The sequence below is a fragment of the Escherichia sp. E1V33 genome (assembly GCF_004211955.1).
In the GTDB taxonomy this organism is placed as follows: domain Bacteria; phylum Pseudomonadota; class Gammaproteobacteria; order Enterobacterales; family Enterobacteriaceae; genus Escherichia.
Window position 1 is genome coordinate 149,423 of sequence record NZ_RHJI01000003.1, and the last position, 23,097, is coordinate 172,519.

Below are 23,097 nucleotides of genomic sequence, written 5' to 3' on the forward strand. Positions count from 1 at the left end.
GTATACGGAAAAAAAGCATGTTACAGGTATACCTAGTCCGCCACGGTGAAACGCAGTGGAACGCCGAGCGACGTATTCAGGGCCAGTCTGATAGCCCACTGACTGCCAAAGGTGAGCAACAAGCAATGCAGGTGGCGGCGCGTGCCAAAGAGCTTGGCATTACACATATCATCAGTAGCGATTTAGGTCGCACCCGGCGCACGGCGGAAATCATCGCCCAGGCTTGCGGCTGTGACATAATCTTTGATTCCCGCCTGCGTGAATTAAATATGGGCGTGCTGGAAAAAAGACATATCGATTCTCTGACCGAAGAAGAAGAGAACTGGCGTCGCCAACTGGTAAATGGCACTGTCGACGGGCGTATTCCTGAAGGCGAGTCAATGCAGGAACTGAGCGATCGCGTCAATGCGGCCCTGGAATCCTGCCGGGATTTGCCGCAGGGAAGTCGACCACTACTGGTGAGCCACGGTATCGCGCTGGGATGTCTGGTGAGTACTATTCTGGGCCTACCTGCATGGGCAGAACGCCGCTTACGTCTGCGTAACTGTTCTATTTCGCGTGTGGATTATCAGGAAAGCCTGTGGCTGGCGTCTGGTTGGGTCGTTGAAACAGCAGGGGACATCTCGCATCTGGACGCCCCTGCATTAGACGAGTTGCAGCGTTAACGACGTACTGGAATCAGCAGTTCGCAGCGCAGATTAATTGGGCGATCTCCCGCTTTGGCATCTTCTGCCGGGTAGTATCGCTCAATATCCTGACCTTTACGGCGCGTCAGGTTGAGCATTGGCATGCATGTTCCGTATACCGTCAGGATAAACTCCTGTACGCCGGTTCCCAGACCTTCATAGGTAAACATCACATATTCGCCGCCCTGCAACAGCACCGGATGCCCCGTCAGAACATAGCCGTCTGCTTGCTCCTGAGCCAACGCAGTAGTGTAGAACACCTCTTGCTCGTCGTCTTTATCCTGGCTTGGACGCGTTTCATTCAGGCCGTAAAGTACTGGCGGAATGGTCGGTGCGTTGCCGAGAAAATCGTGCCAGAACTGATAACGCATTTCATGGCGGAAATCAGAGATTTGCTCCAGTGAACAGGAGTAACTCTGAGTTACGCCAATCAGCGGCGTGTCTTCCAGCGTGACAAATTTGTGCTCTGGCATGGTGAATTCACCCAGACGCAGCGGCGGGCGAATACCAAAGGCGCTCCATTCAGGAGAACGGCGGTAAAGTGCGGGAGTCTGGGCAAACTGCTTCTTGAATGCGCGAGTAAATGTCTGTTGAGAGTCGAAGCGGTATTGCAGCGCAATATCCAGAATTGGGCGCGCGGTCAGGCGTAGTGCAACCGCCGATTTCGACAAACGACGAGCACGTATATACGCGCCAATAGCATGGCCAGTGACATCTTTAAACATTCTCTGTAAGTGCCACTTGGAATAACCTGCTTTCGCCGCTACATTGTCGAGCGACAGTGGCTGATCCAGATGACCTTCCAACCAGATTAAAAGGTCGCGAATAATGCCGGCCTGATCCATAAAATATCCTCATCCTTTCACAACGAGCACCTGACATCAGGTAATTGGATAATAGCATTTTTTGCTGTTTTAGCATTCAGTGTTTTTTTCTTAGTAGAGTATGTTTTAGGTCTTGACGGAAATAAAATTGTTGAAATTTTGTTCTTAATCAATATGTTATTTACCGTGACGAACTAATTGCTCTGTGTAACTTATTAAAATGGTAACAATATGAAATACAAGCATTTGATCCTGTCTTTAAGCCTGATAATGCTGGGGCCATTGGCACATGCGGAAGAAATTGGTTCGGTCGATACCGTATTTAAAATGATCGGCCCGGACCACAAAATTGTCGTAGAAGCCTTTGACGATCCCGATGTGAAAAATGTCACCTGTTATGTGAGTCGGGCAAAAACCGGCGGTATTAAAGGGGGATTGGGCCTGGCGGAAGATACTTCCGATGCGGCTATTTCCTGCCAGCAAGTCGGGCCGATTGAACTGTCAGAGCGCATTAAAAACGGCAAAGCTCAGGGCGAAGTGGTATTCAAAAAACGTACGTCGCTGGTCTTTAAGTCGTTACAGGTCGTACGCTTCTATGACACCAAACGCAACGCGCTCGCTTACCTTGCCTACTCCGACAAAGTTGTTGATGGGTCACCAAAAAACGCGATTAGCGCGGTGCCTGTCATGCCGTGGCGGCAATAACAGAGGCGATATATGCAACGGGAAACGGTCTGGTTAGTGGAAGACGAGCAAGGGATAGCCGACACGCTGGTCTACATGTTGCAGCAGGAAGGTTTTGCCGTCGAGGTCTTTGAACGAGGTTTGCCGGTTTTGGATAAAGCACGCCAGCAGGTTCCCGACGTCATTATTCTCGATGTTGGTCTGCCGGATATCAGCGGCTTTGAATTGTGCCGTCAGTTGCTGGCGATCCATCCGGCGCTACCTGTACTGTTCCTGACTGCTCGTAGTGAAGAGGTGGATCGCCTGCTTGGGCTGGAAATAGGCGCTGACGACTACGTGGCTAAACCGTTTTCACCCCGCGAAGTGTGCGCCAGAGTGCGCACCTTACTGCGTCGGGTGAAGAAGTTCTCGACGCCGTCTCCCGTCATCCGTATTGGTCATTTTGAATTAAATGAACCCGCGGCGCAGATCAGCTGGTTTGACACGCCATTAACGCTAACACGGTATGAGTTTTTGTTGCTGAAAACGTTACTCAAGTCGCCGGGCCGCGTCTGGTCGCGTCAGCAACTGATGGATAGCGTCTGGGAAGATGCGCAGGACACCTACGATCGCACTGTCGATACTCACATTAAAACGCTGCGTGCCAAACTGCGCGCTATTAATCCCGAGCTTTCGCCGATCAATACCCATCGCGGCATGGGATACAGCCTGAGGAGCCTGTAATGCGTATCGGCATGCGGCTGTTGCTGGGGTATTTTTTACTGGTGGCGGTAGCCGCCTGGTTCGTACTGGCTATTTTTGTCAAAGAAGTTAAACCGGGCGTGCGAAGAGCAACGGAGGGGACGTTGATCGACACCGCAACGTTGCTGGCGGAGCTGGCGCGTGCCGATTTGCTCTTTGGTGACCCAACGCATGGGCAGCTGGCGCAGGCGTTTAACCAGCTACAAAATCGCCCGTTTCGCGCCAATATCAGCGGCATCAACAAAGTGCGTAACGAATATCATGTCTATATGACCGATGCGCAGGGCAAAGTATTGTTTGATTCGGCAAATAAAGCCGTTGGGCAGGATTATTCGCGCTGGAATGACGTCTGGCTAACGTTGCGTGGTCAGTATGGTGCGCGCAGCACGTTGCAAAATCCTGCCGATCCCGAAAGTTCGGTGATGTATGTTGCCGCGCCGATTATGGACGGCTCGCGGCTTATTGGCGTTTTGAGCGTAGGCAAACCGAACGCGGCGATGGCTCCGGTCATTAAGCGCAGCGAGCGGCGAATTTTATGGGCCAGCGCCATTTTGCTGGGAATTGCACTGGTAATTGGCGCAGGCATGGTTTGGTGGATCAACCGCTCCATTGCCCGGCTCACTCGCTATGCCGATTCCGTTACCGACAATAAGCCCGTTCCGCTTCCTGAACTCGGCAGTAGCGAGTTGCGTAAGTTAGCGCAGGCGCTGGAAAGTATGCGCGTGAAGCTGGAAGGGAAAAACTATATTGAGCAGTATGTTTATGCGTTAACCCATGAGTTGAAAAGCCCGCTGGCGGCGATTCGTGGTGCTGCGGAAATTTTACGCGAAGGTCCGCCGCCGGATGTGGTGGCTCGTTTTACCGACAACATTCTGACGCAAAACGCGCGAATGCAGGCGCTGGTGGAAACGCTACTACGCCAGGCAAGACTGGAGAATCGTCAGGAGGTCGTTCTTTCTGCGGTTGATGTGGCGGCATTATTTCGCCGCGTCAGCGAAGCGCGCACCGTGCAGTTGGCAGAAAAAAACATCACTCTGCATGTTATGCCCACCGATATTAACGTTGCTGCTGAACCTGCGTTGTTGGAACAGGCGCTGGGGAATTTACTGGATAACGCTATCGATTTTACTCCCGAGAATGGCTGCATAACGCTTAGTGCTGGGGGGGGAGCAGGAACACGTTACGCTTAACGTGCAGGATACCGGTAGCGGCATTCCTGACTACGCGCTATCGCGTATTTTTGAACGCTTTTACTCTTTGCCGCGTGCGAATGGGCAAAAAAGCAGTGGTCTGGGGCTGGCGTTTGTCAGTGAAGTCGCCCGCTTGCTTAATGGCGAAGTCACGCTGTGCAACGTGCCGCAAGGCGGTGTGCTGGCCTCGCTTCGACTTCACCGTTACTTCACATAACTTCAAATTCTTCCCATATAGTCTTCATATCCTGTCGCCATTGCAAAGGAGAAGACTATGTTGAAATCCCCCCTGTTCTGGAAAATGGCCACTTTATTTGGTGCAGTATTGCTGTTGTTAATTCCATTAATGTTGATTCGACAGGTAATTGTCGAACGAGCCGATTACCGTAGCGATGTTGAAGATGCGATTCGTCAAAGCACCAGTGGACCGCAAAAATTAGTTGGACCGCTTATCGCTATTCCTGTGACCGAGCTTTATACGGTGCAGGAAGAGGATAAAACCGTGGAGCGGAAACGAAGTTTTATCCATTTCTGGTTACCTGAGTCGTTGATGGTTGATGGTTGATGGCAATCAGAATGTGGAAGAACGCAAGATTGGGATTTATACCGGTCAGGTCTGGCACAGCGATTTAACACTAAAAGCCGATTTCGATGTTTCGCGTCTTAGTGAACTCAACACGCCAAACATCACCTTAGGCAAGCCGTTTATTGTGATTAGCGTAGGCGATGCGCGCGGGATCGGCGTAGTGAAAGCGCCTGAACTTAACGGAACAGCGCTGACCATTGAGCCCGGAACAGGGTTAGAGCAAGGCGGGCAGGGCGTGCATATTCCTTTACCCGAAGGGGACTGGCTGAAGCAGAACTTGAAGCTGAATATGGCGCTGAATTTAAGCGGTACTGGCGATTTGTCCGTGGTGCCGACGGGACGTAATAGCGAAATGACTTTAACCAGCAACTGGCCGCATCCCAGCTTTTTAGGTGATTTTTTGCCAGCGAAACGAGAAATAAGAGCATCCGGTTTTCAGGCGCAATGGCAAAGCAGTTGGTTTGCTAATAATCTCGGTGAGCGTTTTGCTTCAGGCAATGATACCGGCTGGGAAAACTTCCCGGCGTTTAGCGTCGCAGTGACGACGCCAGCCGATCAGTATCAATTAACGGACCGGGCGACTAAGTACGCCATTTTGCTGATTGCGCTGACTTTTATGGCCTTCTTTGTTTTTGAAACGCTCACCGCGCAACGTTTACACCCAATGCAATATTTGCTGGTGGGACTGTCACTGGTGATGTTTTATCTGCTCTTGCTGGCGCTTTCTGAACACACCGGTTTTACCGTGGCATGGATAATCGCCAGTCTGATTGGAGCGTTAATGAATGGTATTTACTTGCAGGCGGTATTGAAAGGCTGGCGTAACAGCATGTTGTTTACATTCGCGCTGCTGTTGCTGGATGGTGTGATGTGGGGGCTACTGAGTTCTGCTGACAGTGCATTGTTGTTGGGGACGAGTGTGCTGGTGGTGGCGTTGGCAGGCATGATGTTTGTGACGCGGAATATCGACTGGTATGCGTTGTCACTGCCAAAAATGAAAGCCAGTAAAGAAGTTACAACGGACGATGAATTACGTATCTGGAAATAAGGTTGAAAAATAAAAACGGCGCTAAAAAGCGCCGTTTTTTTTGGACGGTGGTAAAGCCGATTAATCTTCCAGATCACCGCAGAAGCGATAACCTTCACCGTGAATGGTGGCGATGATTTCCGGCGTATCCGGCGTAGATTCGAAGTGTTTACGAATACGACGGATCGTCACGTCTACAGTACGGTCGTGCGGTTTCAGCTCACGGCCGGTCATTTTCTTCAGCAGTTCAGCACGAGACTGAATTTTGCCTGGATTTTCACAGAAGTGAAGCATGGCGCGGAACTCGCTGCGCGGCAGTTTGTACTGCTCGCCATCAGGACCGATCAACGAACGGCTGTTGATGTCCAGTTCCCAACCATTGAACTTATAGCTTTCAACGCTACGACGTTCTTCGCTGACTGTACCCAGGTTCATGGTACGGGACAGCAGGTTGCGTGCACGGATGGTCAGTTCACGCGGGTTGAACGGTTTGGTGATGTAGTCATCTGCACCGATTTCGAGGCCGAGAATTTTATCGACTTCGTTGTCACGGCCAGTCAGGAACATCAACGCAACATTCGCCTGCTCGCGCAGTTCACGCGCTAACAGAAGACCGTTCTTACCCGGCAGATTGATATCCATGATCACCAGGTTGATGTCATATTCAGAGAGGATCTGATGCATTTCCGCGCCATCTGTCGCTTCGAAAACATCATAGCCTTCCGCTTCGAAAATACTTTTCAACGTGTTGCGTGTTACCAACTCGTCTTCAACGATAAGAATGTGCGGGGTCTGCATGTTTGCTACCTAAATTGCCAACTAAATCGAAACAGGAAGTACAAAAGTCCCTGACCTGCCTGATGCATGCTGCAAATTAACATGATCGGCGTAACATGACTAAAGTACGTAATTGCGTTCTTGATGCACTTTCCATCAACGTCAACAACATCATTAGCTTGGTCGTGGGTACTTTCCCTCAGGACCCGACAGTGTCAAAAACGGCTGTCATCCTAACCATTTTAACAGCAACATAACAGGCTAAGACGTGCCGGACACCCAATAAAACTACGCTTCGTTGACATATATCAAGTTCAATTGTAGCACGTTAACAGTTTGATGAAATCATCGTATCTAAATGCTAGCTTTCGTCACATTATTTTAATAATACAACTAGTTGCCTTATACAACTAATAAACGTGGTGAATCCAATTGTCGAGATTTATTTTTTATAAAATTATCCTAAGTAAACAGAAAGATATGTAGCAATTTTTAACAATTACACCGTTAGTATAGTCAAGAAATAGTTTAGCTTTTTTTAAGTTAAGTGAAGGGCTTTTTCTGCGACTTACGTTACGAATTTGTAAATTCTCTCCGCGTAATAAGTTGACATTCATCACCCTGTTCGCGGTTATTTGATCAAGAAGAGTGGCAACATGCGTATAACGATTATTCTGGTGGCACCTGCCAGAGCAGAAAATATTGGTGCAGCGGCCCGGGCGATGAAAACAATGGGATTTAGCGAGCTGCGCATTGTCGATAGTCAGGCACACCTGGAGCCAGCTACCCGCTGGGTGGCGCATGGATCTGGTGATATTATTGATAATATTAAGGTTTTCTCAACGCTGGCTGAATCGCTACACGACGTTGATTTTACCGTTGCCACCACTGCGCGCAGTCGGGCGAAGTACCATTACTACGCCACGCCGATAGAGCTGGTGCCGCTACTGGAGGAAAAATCGACATGGATGAACCACGCGGCGCTGGTCTTTGGTCGCGAAGATTCCGGCTTGACTAACGAAGAGTTGGCGCTTGCTGATGTCCTCACCGGCGTGCCAATGGTGGCGGATTATCCATCGCTGAATTTGGGGCAGGCGGTGATGGTTTATTGCTATCAATTAGCAACATTAATACAACAACCGGTGGAATCTGCCGCAACGGCGGACCCATTTCAACTGCAGGCATTACGTGAACGTGCCATGTCATTGTTAACGACTCTGGCGGTGGCAGATGACACCAAACTGGTCGACTGGTTACAGCAACGCATTGGGCTGTTAGAGCAACGAGACACGGCCATGTTGCATCGTTTGCTGCATGATATTGAAAAAAATATCACCAAATAAAAAACGACAAGGAAGGACGTTTTCAGATTTTTATTCTGACTGCAATGGGCAATATGTCTCTGTATGGATTAAAAAAAGAGCATCTGCCAGCACTCTATGAACTGGTAACCTGCCGTGAGCAAATTAAAATTTTATTGACTTAGGTCACTAAATACTTTAACCAATATAGGCATAGCGCACAGACAGATAAAAATTACAGAGTACACAACATCCATGAAACGCATCAGCACCACCATTACCACCACCATCACCATTACCACAGGTAACGGTGCGGGCTGACGCGTACAGGAAACACAGAAAAAAGCCCGCACCTGACAGTGCGGGCTTTTTTTTCGACCAAAGGTAACGAGGTAACAACCATGCGAGTGTTGAAGTTCGGCGGTACATCAGTGGCAAATGCAGAACGTTTTCTGCGGGTTGCCGATATTCTGGAGAGCAATGCCAGGCAGGGGCAGGTGGCCACCGTCCTCTCTGCCCCCGCCAAAATTACCAACCATCTGGTCGCAATGATTGAAAAAACCATTAGCGGTCAGGATGCTTTACCCAATATCAGTGATGCCGAACGTATTTTTGCCGAACTTCTGACGGGACTCGCCGCCGCCCAACCGGGATTTCCACTGGCGCAATTGAAAGCGTTCGTCGATCAAGAATTTGCCCAAATCAAACATGTCCTGCATGGCATTAGCCTGTTGGGGCAATGTCCGGACAGCATCAACGCCGCGCTGATTTGCCGTGGTGAAAAAATGTCGATCGCCATTATGGCCGGTGTGCTGGAAGCGCGTGGTCACAACGTTACCGTTATTGATCCGGTCGAAAAACTGCTGGCAATCGGTCATTACCTCGAATCTACCGTCGATATTGCTGAGTCCACCCGCCGTATTGCGGCAAGTCGCATTCCGGCTGATCACATGGTGCTGATGGCTGGTTTCACTGCGGGTAACGAAAAAGGCGAACTGGTGGTGCTGGGACGTAACGGTTCCGACTACTCCGCCGCGGTACTGGCCGCCTGTTTACGCGCCGATTGTTGCGAGATCTGGACGGACGTCGACGGTGTCTATACCTGCGACCCGCGTCAGGTGCCCGATGCGAGGCTGTTGAAGTCGATGTCCTACCAGGAAGCGATGGAGCTTTCCTACTTCGGCGCTAAAGTTCTTCACCCCCGCACCATTACCCCCATCGCCCAGTTCCAGATCCCTTGCCTGATTAAAAATACCGGAAATCCTCAAGCACCAGGTACGCTCATTGGTGCCAGCCGTGATGAAGATGAATTACCGGTCAAGGGCATTTCCAATCTGAACAACATGGCAATGTTCAGCGTTTCTGGTCCGGGGATGAAAGGGATGGTCGGCATGGCGGCGCGTGTCTTTGCGGCAATGTCACGCGCCCGCATTTCAGTGGTGCTGATTACGCAATCATCTTCCGAATACAGTATCAGTTTCTGCGTTCCACAAAGCGACTGTGCGCGAGCTGAACGGGCAATGCAGGAAGAGTTCTATCTTGAACTGAAAGAAGGCTTACTGGAGCCACTGGCAGTGACAGAACGGCTGGCCATTATCTCGGTGGTAGGCGATGGTATGCGCACCTTGCGTGGGATCTCGGCGAAATTCTTTGCTGCGCTGGCCCGCGCCAATATCAACATTGTCGCCATTGCTCAGGGATCTTCTGAACGCTCAATCTCTGTCGTGGTAAATAACGATGATGCGACCACTGGCGTGCGCGTTACCCACCAGATGCTGTTCAATACCGATCAGGTTATCGAAGTGTTTGTGATTGGCGTTGGTGGCGTTGGCGGCGCGCTGCTGGAGCAACTGAAGCGCCAGCAAAGCTGGCTGAAGAACAAACATATCGATCTTCGCGTTTGCGGCGTTGCTAACTCGAAGGCGCTACTCACCAATGTGCATGGCCTTAACCTGGAAAACTGGCAGGAAGAACTGGCGCAAGCCAAAGAGCCGTTTAATCTCGGGCGCTTAATTCGCCTGGTGAAAGAATATCATTTGTTGAATCCGGTGATTGTCGATTGCACTTCCAGCCAGGCGGTGGCGGATCAATATGCCGATTTCCTGCGAGAAGGTTTCCACGTGGTGACGCCGAACAAAAAGGCCAACACCTCGTCGATGGATTACTACCATCAGCTGCGTTACGCGGCGGAAAAATCACGGCGTAAATTCCTCTATGACACCAACGTTGGTGCGGGATTACCGGTCATTGAGAACCTGCAAAACCTGCTTAACGCTGGCGACGAACTGATGAAATTCTCCGGCATTCTTTCTGGTTCGCTTTCTTTCATCTTCGGTAAGTTAGACGAAGGGATGAGCTTCTCCGAGGCCACCACGCTGGCAAGGGAAATGGGCTATACCGAACCGGACCCGCGTGATGATCTTTCTGGTATGGATGTGGCGCGCAAGCTGTTGATTCTTGCTCGTGAAACGGGGCGTGCCCTGGAGCTGGCGGATATCGAAATCGAATCTGTGCTGCCCGCAGAGTTTAACGCGGAAGGTGATGTTGCGACTTTTATGGTGAACCTGTCACAACTCGACGATCTCTTTGCCGCACGCGTGGCGAAGGCCCGTGATGAAGGTAAAGTTTTGCGCTATGTTGGCAATATTGATGAAGATGGCGTCTGCCGCGTGAAGATTGCTGAAGTGAATGGCAACGATCCGCTGTTCAAAGTGAAAAACGGCGAAAACGCCCTGGCCTTCTATAGCCACTATTATCAGCCACTGCCGCTGGTTCTGCGCGGATACGGCGCGGGTAATGACGTTACGGCTGCCGGTGTCTTTGCCGATCTGCTACGTACCCTCTCATGGAAGTTAGGAGTCTAAAATGGTTAAGGTTTATGCTCCGGCTTCTAGTGCCAATATGAGCGTCGGGTTTGATGTGCTCGGGGCGGCGGTGGCGCCTGTTGATGGTTCCTTGTTGGGAGATGTAGTAACGGTTGAGGCGGCAGAGACATTCAGTCTCAACAATCTTGGACGGTTTGCAGGCAAGCTACCGTCAGAACCGCAGGAAAACATCGTTTATCAGTGCTGGGAGCGTTTTTGCCAGGAAGTGAGTAAGCAAATTCCGGTGGCGATGACCCTGGAAAAGAATATGCCGATCGGTTCTGGCTTAGGTTCCAGCGCCTGTTCGGTAGTTGCAGCGCTGGTGGCGATGAATGAACACTGCGGTAAGCCGCTCAATGATACTCGCCTGCTGGCCTTGATGGGCGAACTGGAAGGGCGTATCTCCGGCAGCATTCATTACGACAACGTGGCACCGTGCTTTCTTGGCGGCATGCAGTTGATGATCGAAGAAAACGGCATCATCAGCCAGCAAGTGCCAGGGTTTGATGAGTGGTTATGGGTGTTGGCGTATCCGGGGATTAAAGTCTCGACGGCAGAAGCGCGGGCTATTTTACCGGCGCAATATCGCCGCCAGGATTGCATTGCTCATGGGCGACATCTGGCGGGCTTCATTCACGCCTGCTATTCCCGCCAGCCTGAGCTTGCTGCGAAGCTGATGAAAGATGTTATCGCTGAACCCTACCGCGAACGATTACTGCCTGGCTTCCGGCAGGCGCGGCAGGCGGTCGCGGAAATCGGCGCGGTAGCGAGCGGTATCTCCGGCTCCGGGCCGACCTTGTTCGCGCTGTGCGATAAACTGGATACCGCCCAGCGCGTTGCCGACTGGTTAGGTAAGAATTACCTGCAAAATCAGGAAGGTTTTGTTCATATTTGCCGGCTGGATACGGCGGGCGCACGAGTACTGGAAAACTAAATGAAACTCTACAATCTGAAAGATCACAACGAGCAGGTCAGTTTTGCGCAAGCCGTAACGCAGGGATTGGGCAAAAATCAGGGGTTGTTTTTCCCTCATGAGTTACCGGAATTCAGCCTGACCGAAATTGACGAGATGCTGAAACTGGATTTCGTCACTCGCAGCGCGAAGATCCTCTCGGCGTTTATTGGTGATGAGATCCCACAGGAAGTACTGGAAGAGCGCGTGCGTGCGGCATTTGCTTTCCCGGCTCCGGTTGCCAAAGTTGAAAATGACGTCGGTTGTCTGGAGTTGTTCCACGGGCCAACGCTGGCATTTAAAGATTTCGGCGGTCGCTTTATGGCGCAAATGCTGACCCATATTGCGGGCGATAAGCCAGTGACTATTCTGACTGCGACTTCCGGCGATACCGGAGCGGCAGTGGCTCACGCTTTCTACGGCTTACCGAACGTTAAAGTGGTCATTCTTTACCCGCACGGCAAAATCAGTCCACTGCAAGAAAAACTGTTCTGTACGCTGGGGGGCAATATTGAAACTGTTGCCATTGACGGCGATTTCGATGCCTGCCAGGCGCTGGTGAAGCAGGCGTTTGATGATGAAGAACTGAAAGCGACGCTGGGGCTGAACTCTGCTAACTCTATTAACATCAGCCGTTTGCTGGCGCAAATTTGCTACTACTTTGAAGCTGTGGCGCAGTTGCCGCAGGAAGCGCGCAACCAGTTGGTTGTTTCGGTGCCGAGCGGAAACTTCGGCGATTTGACGGCAGGATTGCTGGCGAAATCACTCGGTCTACCGGTGAAGCGTTTTATCGCTGCCACTAACGTCAACGATACGGTGCCGCGTTTCCTGCACGACGGGCAGTGGTCACCTAAAGCGACTCAGGCGACATTATCCAATGCGATGGATGTCAGCCAGCCAAACAACTGGCCGCGTGTGGAAGAGTTGTTCCGCCGCAAAATCTGGCAACTGAAAGAGCTGGGTTATGCGGCGGTGGATGATGAAACCACGCAACAGACAATGCGTGAGTTAAAAGAGCTGGGCTATACCTCGGAACCGCACGCTGCCGTAGCTTATCGTGCGCTGCGTGACCAGTTGCATCCAGGAGAATATGGCCTGTTCCTCGGCACCGCGCACCCGGCGAAGTTTAAAGAGAGCGTGGAGGTGATTCTTGGTGAAACGCTGGAACTGCCAAAAGAGCTGGCAGAACGTGCTGATTTGCCCTTACTTTCACATAGTCTGCCTGCCGATTTTGCTGCGCTGCGCAAACTCATGATGAATCATAATTAATATCCATTAAATTCCGACAAAATAGCCGGGTTTGCGTTTATGCAGCTCGGCTTTTTTGTGGAGAAAATATGAGAAAAATCGACAGAAAAAAAGGAGAAATTTTCAATAAATGCGGTGACTTAGATTGGATAATGACAACGAGGATTCTTTTACCGTAAGCTCCTTATATCGGCCCATAACTGGCAATGATGATAAGGAGTCACCTGTGAAAAAGATGCAATCTCTCTTACTCGCATTTTCCCTGGTTCTGGTTGCTCCTATGGCAGCGCAGGCTGAGGAAATAATGCTGGTGCCATCAGTAAAATTACAGATTGGCGATCGTGATTATCGCGGTTTCTACTGGGATGGCGGTTATTGGCGTGACCACGACTGGTGGCACAGAAATTATGAATGGCGAGGCAATCGCTGGCACCCATACGGACTGCAGCCGCACTATAATAATCATCGCGATTATCGTGACGATCATCGTCATGATCACCGGGATGATCATCATCCGGGGCCAGGCAGACATCACCGCTAAATATAAATGCCGGATGACCTCCGGCATTTACCACAAACTTAACGCAGTTCGTAGCGTTTAAATACCAGTTCGCCATTGCTGGAAGAGGCTTCATCGAAGAAATAACCTTCACTATTAAAACCTGTCAGCTGCTCTGGTTTGGTCAGGCGATTTTTAATGATAAACCGACTCATCAGGCCACGCGCTTTTTTAGCATGGAAGCTGATGACCTTAAACTTGCCGTTCTTCTCATCGAGGAATACTGGCTTGATTATCTCGGCATTTAATTTCTTCGGCTTCACTGATTTAAAATACTCATCTGACGCCAGGTTAATCACTACCTGATCGCCTTGTGCTTCGAGCGCTTCGTTCAGCTTGTTGGTGATCACATCCCCCCAGAATTGGTACAGGTCTTTACCCCGCGCATTCTCAAGACGGATCCCCATCTCCAGACGGTATGGTTGCATTAAATCGAGCGGGCGTAATACACCGTATAAACCGGAAAGCATACGTAAATGCTGCTGGGCAAAAGCGAAATCTTCTTCACTAAAGGTTTCGGCTTGCAAGCCGGTATAGACATCGCCTTTAAATGCCAGAATGGCCTGTCGGGCATTCTCTGGCGTAAAGTCAGGCTGCCAGTCATGAAAGCGGGTAGCGTTGAGATCGGCCAGCTTGTCACTGATTTTCATCAGCTTGCCAATCTGCGGTGCCGTTAGTTTTCGCGCTTCATGGATAAGCTGTTGGGAGTTGTCTAACAGCTCCGGCAGCGTGTAGCGCGTGGTGGCCAAAGGGCTTTGATAATCAAGTGTTTTAGCAGGTGAAATCAGAATCAACATATCCAGTCCTTGCAGGAAATTTACTGCGACTGTAGCAAAAAAAGGGGATGAGTTGATCGATAGTTGTGATTACTCCTGCGACAAATCATCCCACGCGTCAGGGGACAGTTGATGGCTGATATCCGGGTAGCGCAGCGGATCAAACACCGGACGCACGCCGAGTTTACGCTGGCGCAGATAATCGCTGGCAATGATATGCACCACAGGAGAAAGCAGCAAAATCGCAGTCAAATTGGTGATTGCCATACAGGCCATAATAATATCGGCCAGTTGCCACATCATAGGAAGGCTCAGTAGGGTGCCGCCAATGACTGTAACAAAGATACAGATACGCAGACTCCAGATAGCTTTCCGGTTATTCAGCCGTAAAAAGAAAAGATTATTTTCGGCATAAATGTAGTTGGCGACGATTGAGCTGTAAGCAAAGAGAATCACCACTATCGTGACAAATTCTGCCCCCCAGGAACCCATTAATACACGCATCGCTTTCTGAATGAGTTGGATACCTTCCAATGGCATATAGGTGGTGCCGTTACCGGCCAGCAATATCAGCATGGCGCTTGCCGTACAGATGACTAGCGTATCGATAAAGATGCCGATCATCTGGACAATACCTTGCGCTGCAGGATGCGGAGGCCATGATGCCGCCGCCGCCGCTGCGTTCGGCGTTGATCCCATCCCCGCCTCATTGGAAAACATACTGCGCTGAAAGCCGTTAGTAATCGCCTGAGTCAGGGTATAACCCGCCGCGCCGCCTGCCGCTTCCTGCCAGCCAAAGGCGCTTTCAAAAATAGACCAAATAACGTGCGGAAGTTGCCCGATATTCATTGCGCAAATAATCAGGCTGGCGAGTACCCAGATTAACGCCATAATAGGGACAAACCATTGCATTAATCGGGCGATGCCATGAATGCCGTGAGTTATCGCCAACAGAGTAAAAATGGCGAGAATGACACCCGTTACTAACGGAGGGCAATCAAATGCAAAACTCATCGCGTGAGCGACAGCATTTGCCTGGACTCCGCTGAAAATCAGTCCGTAGGCGATGAGCAAAAAGACGGCGAACAGAACGCCCATCCAGCGCATCCCCAGCCCGCGCGCCATATACCATGCTGGTCCGCCGCGAAACTGCCCATTGACGTCACGTTCTTTATACAGCTGGGCAAGGGAACATTCGGCAAAAGAGGTCGCCATGCCAATAAACGCGGCAACCCACATCCAGAAGACGGCTCCAGGTCCGCCGGCGGTAATTGCCAGCGCAACGCCTGCCAGGTTGCCGCTGCCGACGCGCGCGGCGAGACTGGTACACAATGATTGAAAAGAGGTTAAACCGCCTCGTTGCGGATGAATGCTATTTTTAAGACTTTTGCCAAACTGACGAATGTAGCGAAATTGAACGAACCCAGAACGAAAAGTGAACCAACAACCTGCCCCGAAGAGCAGATAGATCATCACTGATCCCCATAGTACGTTGTTAATAAAAGAGAAAAAATCAGGCATTCGTATCCCTCTTGTCGCCGGCGCGCGGTTACATTCCCGTGTAAACGTTACCAATTGATTAAGAATTATATACGATGTGCATTGGTTGATAACGTCTGTGTAGCATACATGAGGTTTTGTTTAAAAATGGCGGGTGATATCAACGCCGTGTCAGAAATCTGAAACAGTCTTGCCTGGCGACAACCCTCTTGTCTGCGGTTGCGCTGTCGTTACGTCGTGATATCATCAGGGCAGACCGGTTACATCCCCCTAACAAGCTGTTTAAAGAGAAATACTATCATGACGGACAAATTGACTTCCCTTCGTCAGTACACCACTGTAGTGGCCGACACTGGGGACATCGCGGCAATGAAGCTGTATCAACCGCAGGATGCCACAACCAACCCTTCTCTCATTCTTAACGCAGCGCAAATTCCGGAATACCGTAAGTTGATTGATGATGCTGTCGCATGGGCGAAACAGCAGAGCAACGATCGTGCGCAGCAGATCGTAGACGCAACCGACAAACTGGCGGTAAACATTGGTCTGGAAATTCTGAAACTGGTTCCGGGCCGTATCTCAACTGAAGTTGATGCGCGTCTTTCCTATGACACCGAAGCGTCCATTGCGAAAGCAAAACGCCTGATCAAACTCTACAACGATGCTGGCATCAGCAACGATCGTATTTTGATCAAACTGGCGTCTACCTGGCAGGGTATCCGTGCTGCAGAACAGCTGGAAAAAGAAGGCATCAACTGTAACCTGACTCTGCTGTTCTCCTTCGCTCAGGCGCGTGCTTGTGCGGAAGCGGGCGTGTTCCTGATCTCTCCGTTTGTTGGCCGTATTCTTGACTGGTACAAAGCCAATACCGATAAGAAAGAGTACGCTCCGGCAGAAGATCCGGGTGTGGTTTCTGTATCTGAAATCTACCAGTACTACAAAGAGCACGGTTATGAAACCGTGGTTATGGGCGCAAGCTTCCGTAACATCGGCGAAATTCTGGAACTGGCAGGCTGCGACCGTCTGACCATCGCACCGGCACTGCTGAAAGAGCTGGCTGAGAGCGAAGGGGCAATCGAACGTAAACTGTCTTACACCGGTGAAGTGAAAGCGCGTCCGGCGCGTATCACCGAGTCCGAGTTCCTGTGGCAGCACAACCAGGACCCAATGGCAGTTGATAAACTGGCGGAAGGTATCCGTAAGTTTGCTGTTGACCAGGAAAAACTGGAAAAAATGATCGGCGATCTGCTGTAATCATTCTTAGCGTGACCGGGAAGTCGGTCACGCTACCTCTTCTGAAGCCTGTCTGTCACTCCCTTCGCAGTGTATCATTCTGTTTAACGAGACTGTTTAAACGGAAAAATCTTGATGAATACTTTACGTATCGGCTTAGTTTCCATCTCTGATCGCGCGTCCAGCGGCGTTTATCAGGATAAAGGCATCCCTGCGCTGGAAGAATGGCTGACATCGGCGCTAACCACGCCATTTGAGCTGGAAACCCGATTAATCCCCGATGAGCAGGCGATTATTGAGCAAACGTTGTGTGAGCTGGTGGATGAAATGAGTTGCCATCTGGTGCTCACCACGGGCGGAACTGGCCCGGCGCGCCGTGACGTAACGCCCGACGCAACGCTGGCAGTGGCTGACCGCGAGATGCCTGGCTTTGGCGAACAGATGCGCCAGATTAGCCTGCATTTTGTACCAACTGCGATCCTTTCGCGCCAGGTGGGGGTGATTCGTAAGCAGGCACTGATTCTTAATTTACCCGGTCAGCCGAAGTCCATCAAAGAGACACTGGAAGGAGTGAAGGACGCCGAGGGTAAGGTCGTGGTACATGGCATTTTCGCCAGCGTACCTTACTGCATTCAGTTGCTGGAAGGACCATACGTTGAAACGGCACCGGAAGTGGTTGCAGCATTCAGACCGAAGAGTGCAAGACGCGAAGTTAGCGAATAAAAAAATCCCCCCGAGTGGGGGGATCTCAAAACAATTAGTGGGATTCACCAATCGGCAGAACGGTACGGCCAAACTGCTCGTTCAGCACTTCACCCATTGCCAGATAAATTGCGCTGGCACCGCAGATCAGGCCAATCCAGCCTGCGAAGTGAATGATTGCTTCGTTACCAGCAATGTTACCGATAGCCAGCAGCGCAAACAGCACGGTCAGGCTGAAGAAAACGAATTGCAGAACGCGTGCGCCTTTCAGCGTGCCGAAGAACATAAACAGCGTAAACACGCCCCACAGACCCAGGTAGACACCAAGGAACTGCGCATTTGGCGCATCGGTCAGGCCCAGTTTCGGCATCAGCAGAATCGCAACCAGCGTCAGCCAGAAAGAACCGTAAGAGGTGAAGGCGGTTAACCCGAAAGTGTTGCCTTTTTTATACTCCAGCAGACCAGCAAAAATTTGCGCGATGCCGCCGTAGAAGATGCCCATAGCAAGAATAATACCGTCCAGAGCGAAATAACCCACGTTGTGCAGGTTAAGCAGAATGGTGGTCATGCCGAAGCCCATCAGGCCCAGCGGTGCCGGATTAGCCAACTTAGTGTTGCCCATAATTCCTCAAAAATCATCATTGAATGAATGGTGAAATAATTTCCCTGAATAACTGTAGTGATTTCAGGGCGCGGCATAATAATCAGCCAATGGAGTAGTGTCCATGATCTTTTGAGGGGAAAATGAAAATTTTCCCCGATGTGAGGGATTAAGCCTGAGTGGCGCTGACAATTCGACGCAGGCAGGCAATTTGCAGTACCGCCGGAATGGTGACGCGATAGGCGCTACCGCTGACGGCTTTAACGCCGTTTAATGCCGCGCCTACCGGACCACCAAGCCCCGCACCGCGTAGTAGGCCATGCCCAAGAACGCTCATTGCTGCGTGGGTCCGTAAAATGCGGGTAAGCTGGCTGGAAAGCAGATGCGATACACCTTTTGCCAACAATTTGTCTTTCATCAGCAGCGGTAATAGCTCTTCCAGCTCGTTGACACTGGCATCGACCGCCTGGAGAAATTCCTGTTTATGTTCCTCGTCCATTTTCTTCCAGGTATTACGCAGAAATTGCTCCAGTAACTGTTGCTCAATTTCAAAGGTAGACATCTCTTTATCGGCTTTCAGCTTCAGCCGTTTTGAGACGTCGAGCAAAATGGCCCGGTATAGTTTGCCGTGTCCGCGAAGTTTGTTAGCGATGCTATCGCCGCCAAAATGCTGTAATTCTCCAGCAATCAGCTGCCAGTTGCGGCGATGTTGCTCGGGATGTCCTTCCATCGATTTGAACAGTTCATTACGCATCAGAACGCTGGAGAGTCGAGTTTTGCCTTTTTCGTTATGGGTGAGCAAACGGGCGAAACTGGTCAGCTGCTCCTCACTACAATGCTGGAGAAAATCCAGATCTGAATCATTCAGGTAATTAACATTCATTTATTGTGGCTTCTCTTTCAAGCATTAATCGTCGCCGATAATTTTCAGCGTGGCCATATCGGACGAGTTCACTGTATGACCGGAAAAGGTGATTTTTGACACGCAGCGTTTGTTGTCGTTATCGCTGTTAATGTTGATCCAACTGGTGGTTTGCCCTTCTTTAATTTCTGCGGGAACATTCAGGCTTTGGCTGGCGCTACGGGCGGCTTTGAAATAAACCGACGCGCCGCTCAACTGTAAATCGCCGTGGTCGGCGGTGAGTTGGATGCGTTTTACGATGCGACAAACGGGGAGCTTCAGCGCCAGATCGTTGGTTTCGTTACGCGGCATTGCAATGACGCCGAGGATTTTATGGTCGTTAGCTTGTGCCGTGCAGCACAGCATAAAGCCAAGTACCAGGCTGGCGGAAACCGTAAAAACGGATTTCATAAAGATTCTCTTAGCGGGGAGCAGTAGGGGATGAATAGCCACTAGTTTACTGCTGACGAAAAGAAGATTCAGGTATGTAATCTTTTCTTTTTATTACAATTTTTTGGTGAATGCCTTGTGTTGGATTCATTCTTTATGTGAATGAATTTGTTGCCAGTTTCATGTCTTCTTCCGGCATATCACGAAATTTCTGCGCAAAAGCACAAAAAATTTTTGCATCTCCCCCTTGATGACGTGGGTTACGACCCCATTTAGTAGTCAACCGCAGTGAGTGAGTCTGCAAAAAAATGAAATTGGGCAGTTGAAACCAGACGTTTCGCCCCTATTACAGACTCACACCACATGATGACCGAATATATAGTGGAGACGTTTAGATGGGTAAAATTATTGGTATCGACCTGGGTACTACCAACTCTTGTGTAGCGATTATGGATGGCACCACTCCTCGTGTGCTGGAGAACGCCGAAGGCGATCGCACCACGCCTTCTATCATTGCCTATACCCAGGATGGTGAAACTCTGGTTGGTCAGCCGGCTAAACGTCAGGCAGTGACGAACCCGCAAAACACCCTGTTTGCGATTAAACGCCTGATTGGCCGCCGCTTCCAGGACGAAGAAGTACAGCGTGATGTTTCCATCATGCCGTTCAAAATTATTGCTGCTGATAACGGCGACGCATGGGTCGAAGTTAAAGGCCAGAAAATGGCACCGCCGCAGATCTCTGCTGAAGTGCTGAAAAAAATGAAGAAAACCGCGGAAGATTACCTGGGCGAACCGGTAACTGAAGCTGTTATCACCGTACCGGCATACTTTAACGATGCTCAGCGTCAGGCAACCAAAGACGCAGGTCGTATCGCTGGTCTGGAAGTAAAACGTATCATCAACGAACCGACCGCAGCTGCTTTGGCTTACGGTCTGGACAAAGGTACTGGCAACCGTACTATCGCGGTTTATGACCTGGGTGGTGGTACTTTCGATATTTCCATTATCGAAATCGACGAAGTTGACGGCGAAAAAACCTTCGAAGTTCTGGCAACCAACGGTGATACCCACCTGGGTGGTGAAGACTTCGACAGCCGTCTGATCAACTACCTGGTTGAAGAATTCAAGAAAGATCAGGGCATTGACCTGCGCAACGACCCGCTGGCAATGCAGCGCCTGAAAGAAGCGGCAGAAAAAGCGAAAATCGAACTGTCTTCCGCTCAGCAGACCGACGTTAACCTGCCGTACATCACTGCAGATGCGACCGGTCCGAAACACATGAACATCAAAGTGACTCGTGCGAAACTGGAAAGCCTGGTAGAAGACCTGGTTAACCGTTCCATCGAGCCGCTGAAAGTTGCACTGCAGGACGCTGGCCTGTCCGTATCTGATATCGACGACGTTATCCTCGTTGGTGGTCAGACTCGTATGCCAATGGTTCAGAAGAAAGTTGCTGAGTTCTTCGGTAAAGAGCCGCGTAAAGACGTTAACCCGGACGAAGCTGTGGCCATCGGTGCTGCTGTTCAGGGTGGTGTACTGACTGGTGACGTGAAAGACGTACTGCTGCTGGACGTTACCCCGCTGTCTCTGGGTATCGAAACCATGGGCGGTGTGATGACGACGCTGATCGCGAAAAACACCACTATCCCGACCAAGCACAGCCAGGTGTTCTCTACCGCTGAAGACAACCAGTCTGCGGTAACCATCCATGTGCTGCAGGGTGAACGTAAACGTGCGGCTGATAACAAATCTCTGGGTCAGTTCAACCTGGATGGCATCAACCCGGCACCGCGCGGCATGCCGCAGATCGAAGTTACCTTCGATATCGATGCTGACGGTATCCTGCACGTTTCCGCGAAAGATAAAAACAGCGGTAAAGAGCAGAAGATCACCATCAAGGCTTCTTCTGGTCTGAACGAAGATGAAATCCAGAAAATGGTACGCGACGCAGAAGCTAACGCTGAAGCCGACCGTAAGTTTGAAGAGCTGGTACAGACTCGCAACCAGGGCGACCATCTGCTGCACAGCACCCGTAAGCAGGTTGAAGAAGCAGGCGACAAACTGCCGGCTGACGACAAAACTGCTATCGAGTCTGCGCTGACTGCACTGGAAACTGCTCTGAAAGGTGAAGACAAAGCCGCTATCGAAGCGAAAATGCAGGAACTGGCACAGGTTTCCCAGAAACTGATGGAAATCGCCCAGCAGCAACATGCCCAGCAGCAGACTGCCGGTGCTGATGCTTCTGCAAACAACGCGAAAGATGACGATGTTGTCGACGCTGAGTTTGAAGAAGTCAAAGACAAAAAATAATCGCCCTATAAACGGGTAATTATACTGACACGGGCGAAGGGGAATTTCCTCTCCGCCCGTGCATTCATCTAGGGGCAATTTAAAAAAGATGGCTAAGCAAGATTATTACGAGATTTTAGGCGTTTCCAAAACAGCGGAAGAGCGTGAAATCAAAAAGGCCTACAAACGCCTGGCCATGAAATACCACCCGGACCGTAACCAGGGTGACAAAGAGGCCGAGGCGAAATTTAAAGAGATCAAGGAAGCTTATGAAGTTCTGACCGACTCGCAAAAACGTGCAGCATACGATCAGTATGGTCATGCTGCGTTTGAGCAAGGCGGCATGGGCGGCGGCGGTTTTGGCGGCGGCGCAGACTTCAGCGATATTTTTGGTGACGTTTTCGGCGATATTTTTGGCGGCGGACGTGGTCGTCAACGTGCGGCGCGTGGTGCTGATTTACGCTATAACATGGAGCTCACCCTCGAAGAAGCTGTACGTGGCGTGACCAAAGAGATCCGCATTCCGACTCTGGAAGAGTGTGACGTTTGCCACGGTAGCGGTGCAAAACCAGGCACGCAGCCGCAGACCTGTCCGACCTGTCATGGTTCTGGTCAGGTGCAGATGCGCCAGGGCTTCTTCGCTGTACAGCAGACCTGTCCGCACTGTCAGGGGCGCGGTACGCTTATCAAAGATCCATGCAACAAATGTCATGGTCATGGTCGCGTTGAGCGCAGCAAAACGCTGTCCGTTAAAATCCCGGCTGGGGTAGACACTGGAGATCGCATCCGTCTTGCGGGCGAAGGTGAAGCGGGCGAACACGGCGCACCGGCAGGCGATCTGTACGTTCAGGTACAGGTTAAACAGCACCCGATTTTCGAGCGTGAAGGCAACAACCTGTATTGCGAAGTACCGATCAACTTCGCTATGGCAGCCCTGGGCGGCGAAATCGAAGTGCCGACCCTTGATGGTCGCGTTAAACTGAAAGTTCCTGGCGAAACCCAGACCGGTAAGTTGTTCCGTATGCGCGGTAAAGGCGTCAAGTCTGTTCGCGGCGGTGCGCAGGGTGACTTGCTGTGCCGCGTTGTGGTCGAAACACCGGTAGGTCTGAACGAGAAGCAGAAACAGTTGCTGCAAGATCTGCAAGAAAGCTTCGGTGGCCCAACCGGCGAGAAAAACAGCCCACGCTCGAAGAGCTTCTTTGATGGTGTGAAGAAGTTTTTTGACGACCTGACTCGCTAACCTCCCCAAAAGCCTGCCCGTGGG

At 50.8% G+C, this 23,097-nt stretch carries 21 protein-coding genes, 2 pseudogenes and 1 other annotated feature; of the genes and pseudogenes, 16 read left to right on the forward strand and 7 right to left on the reverse strand.

What is annotated here, in order from left to right; all coding sequences use genetic code 11:
* The first annotated feature begins 17 nt into the window (after positions 1-17).
* Positions 18-665, forward strand: coding sequence for a 2,3-diphosphoglycerate-dependent phosphoglycerate mutase GpmB (gene gpmB / locus D9742_RS02410; RefSeq protein WP_130235876.1), 648 nt, complete (start codon positions 18-20; stop codon positions 663-665).
* Here the strand turns inward: gpmB and robA are convergent.
* Positions 662-1,531 (reverse strand): MDR efflux pump AcrAB transcriptional activator RobA, encoded by an 870-nt coding sequence (gene robA, locus D9742_RS02415; RefSeq protein WP_130204798.1) that lies wholly within the window; start codon positions 1,529-1,531, stop codon positions 662-664. The two genes, gpmB and robA, sit on opposite strands and share 4 nt — an antisense overlap.
* 210 nt (positions 1,532-1,741) lie before the next feature.
* On the opposite strand from robA, the gene creA reads away from it, so the two are divergent.
* From creA to creD, 4 genes and pseudogenes are all read left to right on the forward strand, one after another.
* A complete protein-coding gene (creA, locus tag D9742_RS02420) occupies positions 1,742-2,215 on the forward strand; it encodes a protein CreA (RefSeq protein WP_130235877.1) in 474 nt (157 codons plus the stop codon).
* A gap of 12 nt (positions 2,216-2,227) precedes the next feature.
* On the forward strand, positions 2,228-2,917 hold the full coding sequence (gene creB, locus D9742_RS02425) for a two-component system response regulator CreB (protein WP_130235878.1): 690 nt from the start codon (positions 2,228-2,230) through the stop codon (positions 2,915-2,917).
* Positions 2,917-4,342: pseudogene (gene creC / locus D9742_RS02430) on the forward strand (two-component system sensor histidine kinase CreC). The gene creB and the pseudogene creC overlap by 1 nt, the downstream one beginning before the upstream one ends.
* A gap of 57 nt (positions 4,343-4,399) precedes the next feature.
* A pseudogene (gene creD / locus D9742_RS02435) lies at positions 4,400-5,759 on the forward strand (cell envelope integrity protein CreD).
* Positions 5,760-5,819: 60 nt separating this feature from the next.
* On the opposite strand, the gene arcA reads toward creD, so the two are convergent.
* Positions 5,820-6,536, reverse strand: coding sequence for a two-component system response regulator ArcA (arcA, locus tag D9742_RS02440; protein WP_001194358.1), 717 nt, complete (start codon positions 6,534-6,536; stop codon positions 5,820-5,822).
* A 95-nt stretch (positions 6,537-6,631) separates the two neighbouring features.
* Between arcA and yjjY the strand changes: the two genes are divergently transcribed.
* The 7 genes from yjjY to D9742_RS02475 all read left to right on the forward strand — a co-directional run bounded on the left by yjjY (position 6,632) and on the right by D9742_RS02475 (position 13,421).
* Positions 6,632-6,772, forward strand: a complete 141-nt coding sequence (yjjY, locus tag D9742_RS02445; protein ID WP_001303782.1) for a protein YjjY — start codon at positions 6,632-6,634, stop codon at positions 6,770-6,772.
* 399 nt (positions 6,773-7,171) lie between these two features.
* Positions 7,172-7,858 (forward strand): tRNA/rRNA methyltransferase, encoded by a 687-nt coding sequence (locus D9742_RS02450; protein WP_130235879.1) that lies wholly within the window; start codon positions 7,172-7,174, stop codon positions 7,856-7,858.
* Between the two features lie 213 nt (positions 7,859-8,071).
* Positions 8,072-8,137, forward strand: coding sequence for a thr operon leader peptide (gene thrL / locus D9742_RS02455; protein ID WP_001386572.1), 66 nt, complete (start codon positions 8,072-8,074; stop codon positions 8,135-8,137).
* Positions 8,073-8,192 (forward strand) — a sequence feature (Thr leader region). It overlaps the preceding gene by 65 nt.
* Before the next feature lie 25 nt (positions 8,193-8,217).
* Positions 8,218-10,680, forward strand: coding sequence for a bifunctional aspartate kinase/homoserine dehydrogenase I (thrA, locus tag D9742_RS02460; RefSeq protein ID WP_130235880.1), 2,463 nt, complete (start codon positions 8,218-8,220; stop codon positions 10,678-10,680).
* A 1-nt stretch (position 10,681) separates the two neighbouring features.
* Entirely contained in the window at positions 10,682-11,614 is a 933-nt protein-coding gene (gene thrB, locus D9742_RS02465) for a homoserine kinase (RefSeq protein ID WP_130235881.1), read from the forward strand.
* A complete protein-coding gene (gene thrC, locus D9742_RS02470) occupies positions 11,615-12,901 on the forward strand; it encodes a threonine synthase (RefSeq protein WP_130235882.1) in 1,287 nt (428 codons plus the stop codon). It begins immediately after the preceding gene.
* Positions 12,902-13,106: 205 nt separating this feature from the next.
* On the forward strand, positions 13,107-13,421 hold the full coding sequence (locus D9742_RS02475) for a DUF2502 domain-containing protein (protein ID WP_130235883.1): 315 nt from the start codon (positions 13,107-13,109) through the stop codon (positions 13,419-13,421).
* A gap of 38 nt (positions 13,422-13,459) precedes the next feature.
* Here D9742_RS02475 and yaaA read toward each other — a convergent pair whose 3' ends face one another.
* Positions 13,460-14,236 carry a peroxide stress protein YaaA gene (gene yaaA / locus D9742_RS02480; RefSeq protein ID WP_130204817.1) on the reverse strand — a complete coding sequence of 259 codons (777 nt, stop codon included), beginning with the start codon at positions 14,234-14,236 and terminating at the stop codon, positions 13,460-13,462.
* Positions 14,237-14,305: 69 nt separating this feature from the next.
* On the reverse strand, positions 14,306-15,736 hold the full coding sequence (locus D9742_RS02485) for a sodium:alanine symporter family protein (protein WP_130235884.1): 1,431 nt from the start codon (positions 15,734-15,736) through the stop codon (positions 14,306-14,308).
* A gap of 279 nt (positions 15,737-16,015) precedes the next feature.
* Here D9742_RS02485 and tal point away from each other — a divergent pair, with 279 nt between their 5' ends.
* Together tal and mog are read left to right on the forward strand one after the other, a co-directional pair.
* Positions 16,016-16,969 carry a transaldolase gene (tal, locus tag D9742_RS02490; protein ID WP_000130187.1) on the forward strand — a complete coding sequence of 318 codons (954 nt, stop codon included), beginning with the start codon at positions 16,016-16,018 and terminating at the stop codon, positions 16,967-16,969.
* A 114-nt stretch (positions 16,970-17,083) separates the two neighbouring features.
* The gene (mog, locus tag D9742_RS02495) at positions 17,084-17,671 is read left to right on the forward strand and encodes a molybdopterin adenylyltransferase (protein ID WP_130204821.1); all 588 of its coding nucleotides are present in this window, start codon (positions 17,084-17,086) and stop codon (positions 17,669-17,671) included.
* 34 nt (positions 17,672-17,705) lie between these two features.
* On the opposite strand, the gene satP is transcribed toward mog, so the two are convergent.
* From satP to D9742_RS02510, 3 genes are all read right to left on the reverse strand, one after another.
* Entirely contained in the window at positions 17,706-18,272 is a 567-nt protein-coding gene (gene satP, locus D9742_RS02500; RefSeq protein ID WP_064530367.1) for an acetate uptake transporter, read from the reverse strand.
* A gap of 148 nt (positions 18,273-18,420) precedes the next feature.
* Positions 18,421-19,134, reverse strand: a complete 714-nt coding sequence (gene msyB, locus D9742_RS02505) for an acidic protein MsyB (RefSeq protein WP_130235885.1) — start codon at positions 19,132-19,134, stop codon at positions 18,421-18,423.
* Between the two features lie 24 nt (positions 19,135-19,158).
* Positions 19,159-19,563, reverse strand: coding sequence for a DUF2541 family protein (locus tag D9742_RS02510; protein ID WP_130235886.1), 405 nt, complete (start codon positions 19,561-19,563; stop codon positions 19,159-19,161).
* Between the two features lie 374 nt (positions 19,564-19,937).
* Between D9742_RS02510 and dnaK the strand changes: the two genes are divergently transcribed.
* Both dnaK and dnaJ read left to right on the forward strand, forming a co-directional pair.
* The gene (gene dnaK, locus D9742_RS02515; RefSeq protein WP_000516135.1) at positions 19,938-21,854 is read left to right on the forward strand and encodes a molecular chaperone DnaK; all 1,917 of its coding nucleotides are present in this window, start codon (positions 19,938-19,940) and stop codon (positions 21,852-21,854) included.
* Between the two features lie 88 nt (positions 21,855-21,942).
* Positions 21,943-23,073, forward strand: a complete 1,131-nt coding sequence (gene dnaJ / locus D9742_RS02520) for a molecular chaperone DnaJ (RefSeq protein ID WP_130235887.1) — start codon at positions 21,943-21,945, stop codon at positions 23,071-23,073.
* Positions 23,074-23,097 lie beyond the last annotated feature (24 nt).

Excerpts from the sequence above, each read along its gene's own strand:
- gpmB (WP_130235876.1), top strand. The coding sequence starts at position 18 with ATGTTACAGGTATACCTAGTCCGCCACGGTGAAACGCAGTGGAACGCC.
- robA (WP_130204798.1), bottom strand. The coding sequence starts at position 1,531 with ATGGATCAGGCCGGCATTATTCGCGACCTTTTAATCTGGTTGGAAGGT.
- creA (WP_130235877.1), top strand. The coding sequence starts at position 1,742 with ATGAAATACAAGCATTTGATCCTGTCTTTAAGCCTGATAATGCTGGGG.
- creB (WP_130235878.1), top strand. The coding sequence starts at position 2,228 with ATGCAACGGGAAACGGTCTGGTTAGTGGAAGACGAGCAAGGGATAGCC.
- arcA (WP_001194358.1), bottom strand. The coding sequence starts at position 6,536 with ATGCAGACCCCGCACATTCTTATCGTTGAAGACGAGTTGGTAACACGC.
- yjjY (WP_001303782.1), top strand. The coding sequence starts at position 6,632 with ATGACTAAAGTACGTAATTGCGTTCTTGATGCACTTTCCATCAACGTC.
- D9742_RS02450 (WP_130235879.1), top strand. The coding sequence starts at position 7,172 with ATGCGTATAACGATTATTCTGGTGGCACCTGCCAGAGCAGAAAATATT.
- thrA (WP_130235880.1), top strand. The coding sequence starts at position 8,218 with ATGCGAGTGTTGAAGTTCGGCGGTACATCAGTGGCAAATGCAGAACGT.
- thrB (WP_130235881.1), top strand. The coding sequence starts at position 10,682 with ATGGTTAAGGTTTATGCTCCGGCTTCTAGTGCCAATATGAGCGTCGGG.
- thrC (WP_130235882.1), top strand. The coding sequence starts at position 11,615 with ATGAAACTCTACAATCTGAAAGATCACAACGAGCAGGTCAGTTTTGCG.
- yaaA (WP_130204817.1), bottom strand. The coding sequence starts at position 14,236 with ATGTTGATTCTGATTTCACCTGCTAAAACACTTGATTATCAAAGCCCT.
- D9742_RS02485 (WP_130235884.1), bottom strand. The coding sequence starts at position 15,736 with ATGCCTGATTTTTTCTCTTTTATTAACAACGTACTATGGGGATCAGTG.
- tal (WP_000130187.1), top strand. The coding sequence starts at position 16,016 with ATGACGGACAAATTGACTTCCCTTCGTCAGTACACCACTGTAGTGGCC.
- mog (WP_130204821.1), top strand. The coding sequence starts at position 17,084 with ATGAATACTTTACGTATCGGCTTAGTTTCCATCTCTGATCGCGCGTCC.
- satP (WP_064530367.1), bottom strand. The coding sequence starts at position 18,272 with ATGGGCAACACTAAGTTGGCTAATCCGGCACCGCTGGGCCTGATGGGC.
- msyB (WP_130235885.1), bottom strand. The coding sequence starts at position 19,134 with ATGAATGTTAATTACCTGAATGATTCAGATCTGGATTTTCTCCAGCAT.
- D9742_RS02510 (WP_130235886.1), bottom strand. The coding sequence starts at position 19,563 with ATGAAATCCGTTTTTACGGTTTCCGCCAGCCTGGTACTTGGCTTTATG.
- dnaK (WP_000516135.1), top strand. The coding sequence starts at position 19,938 with ATGGGTAAAATTATTGGTATCGACCTGGGTACTACCAACTCTTGTGTA.
- dnaJ (WP_130235887.1), top strand. The coding sequence starts at position 21,943 with ATGGCTAAGCAAGATTATTACGAGATTTTAGGCGTTTCCAAAACAGCG.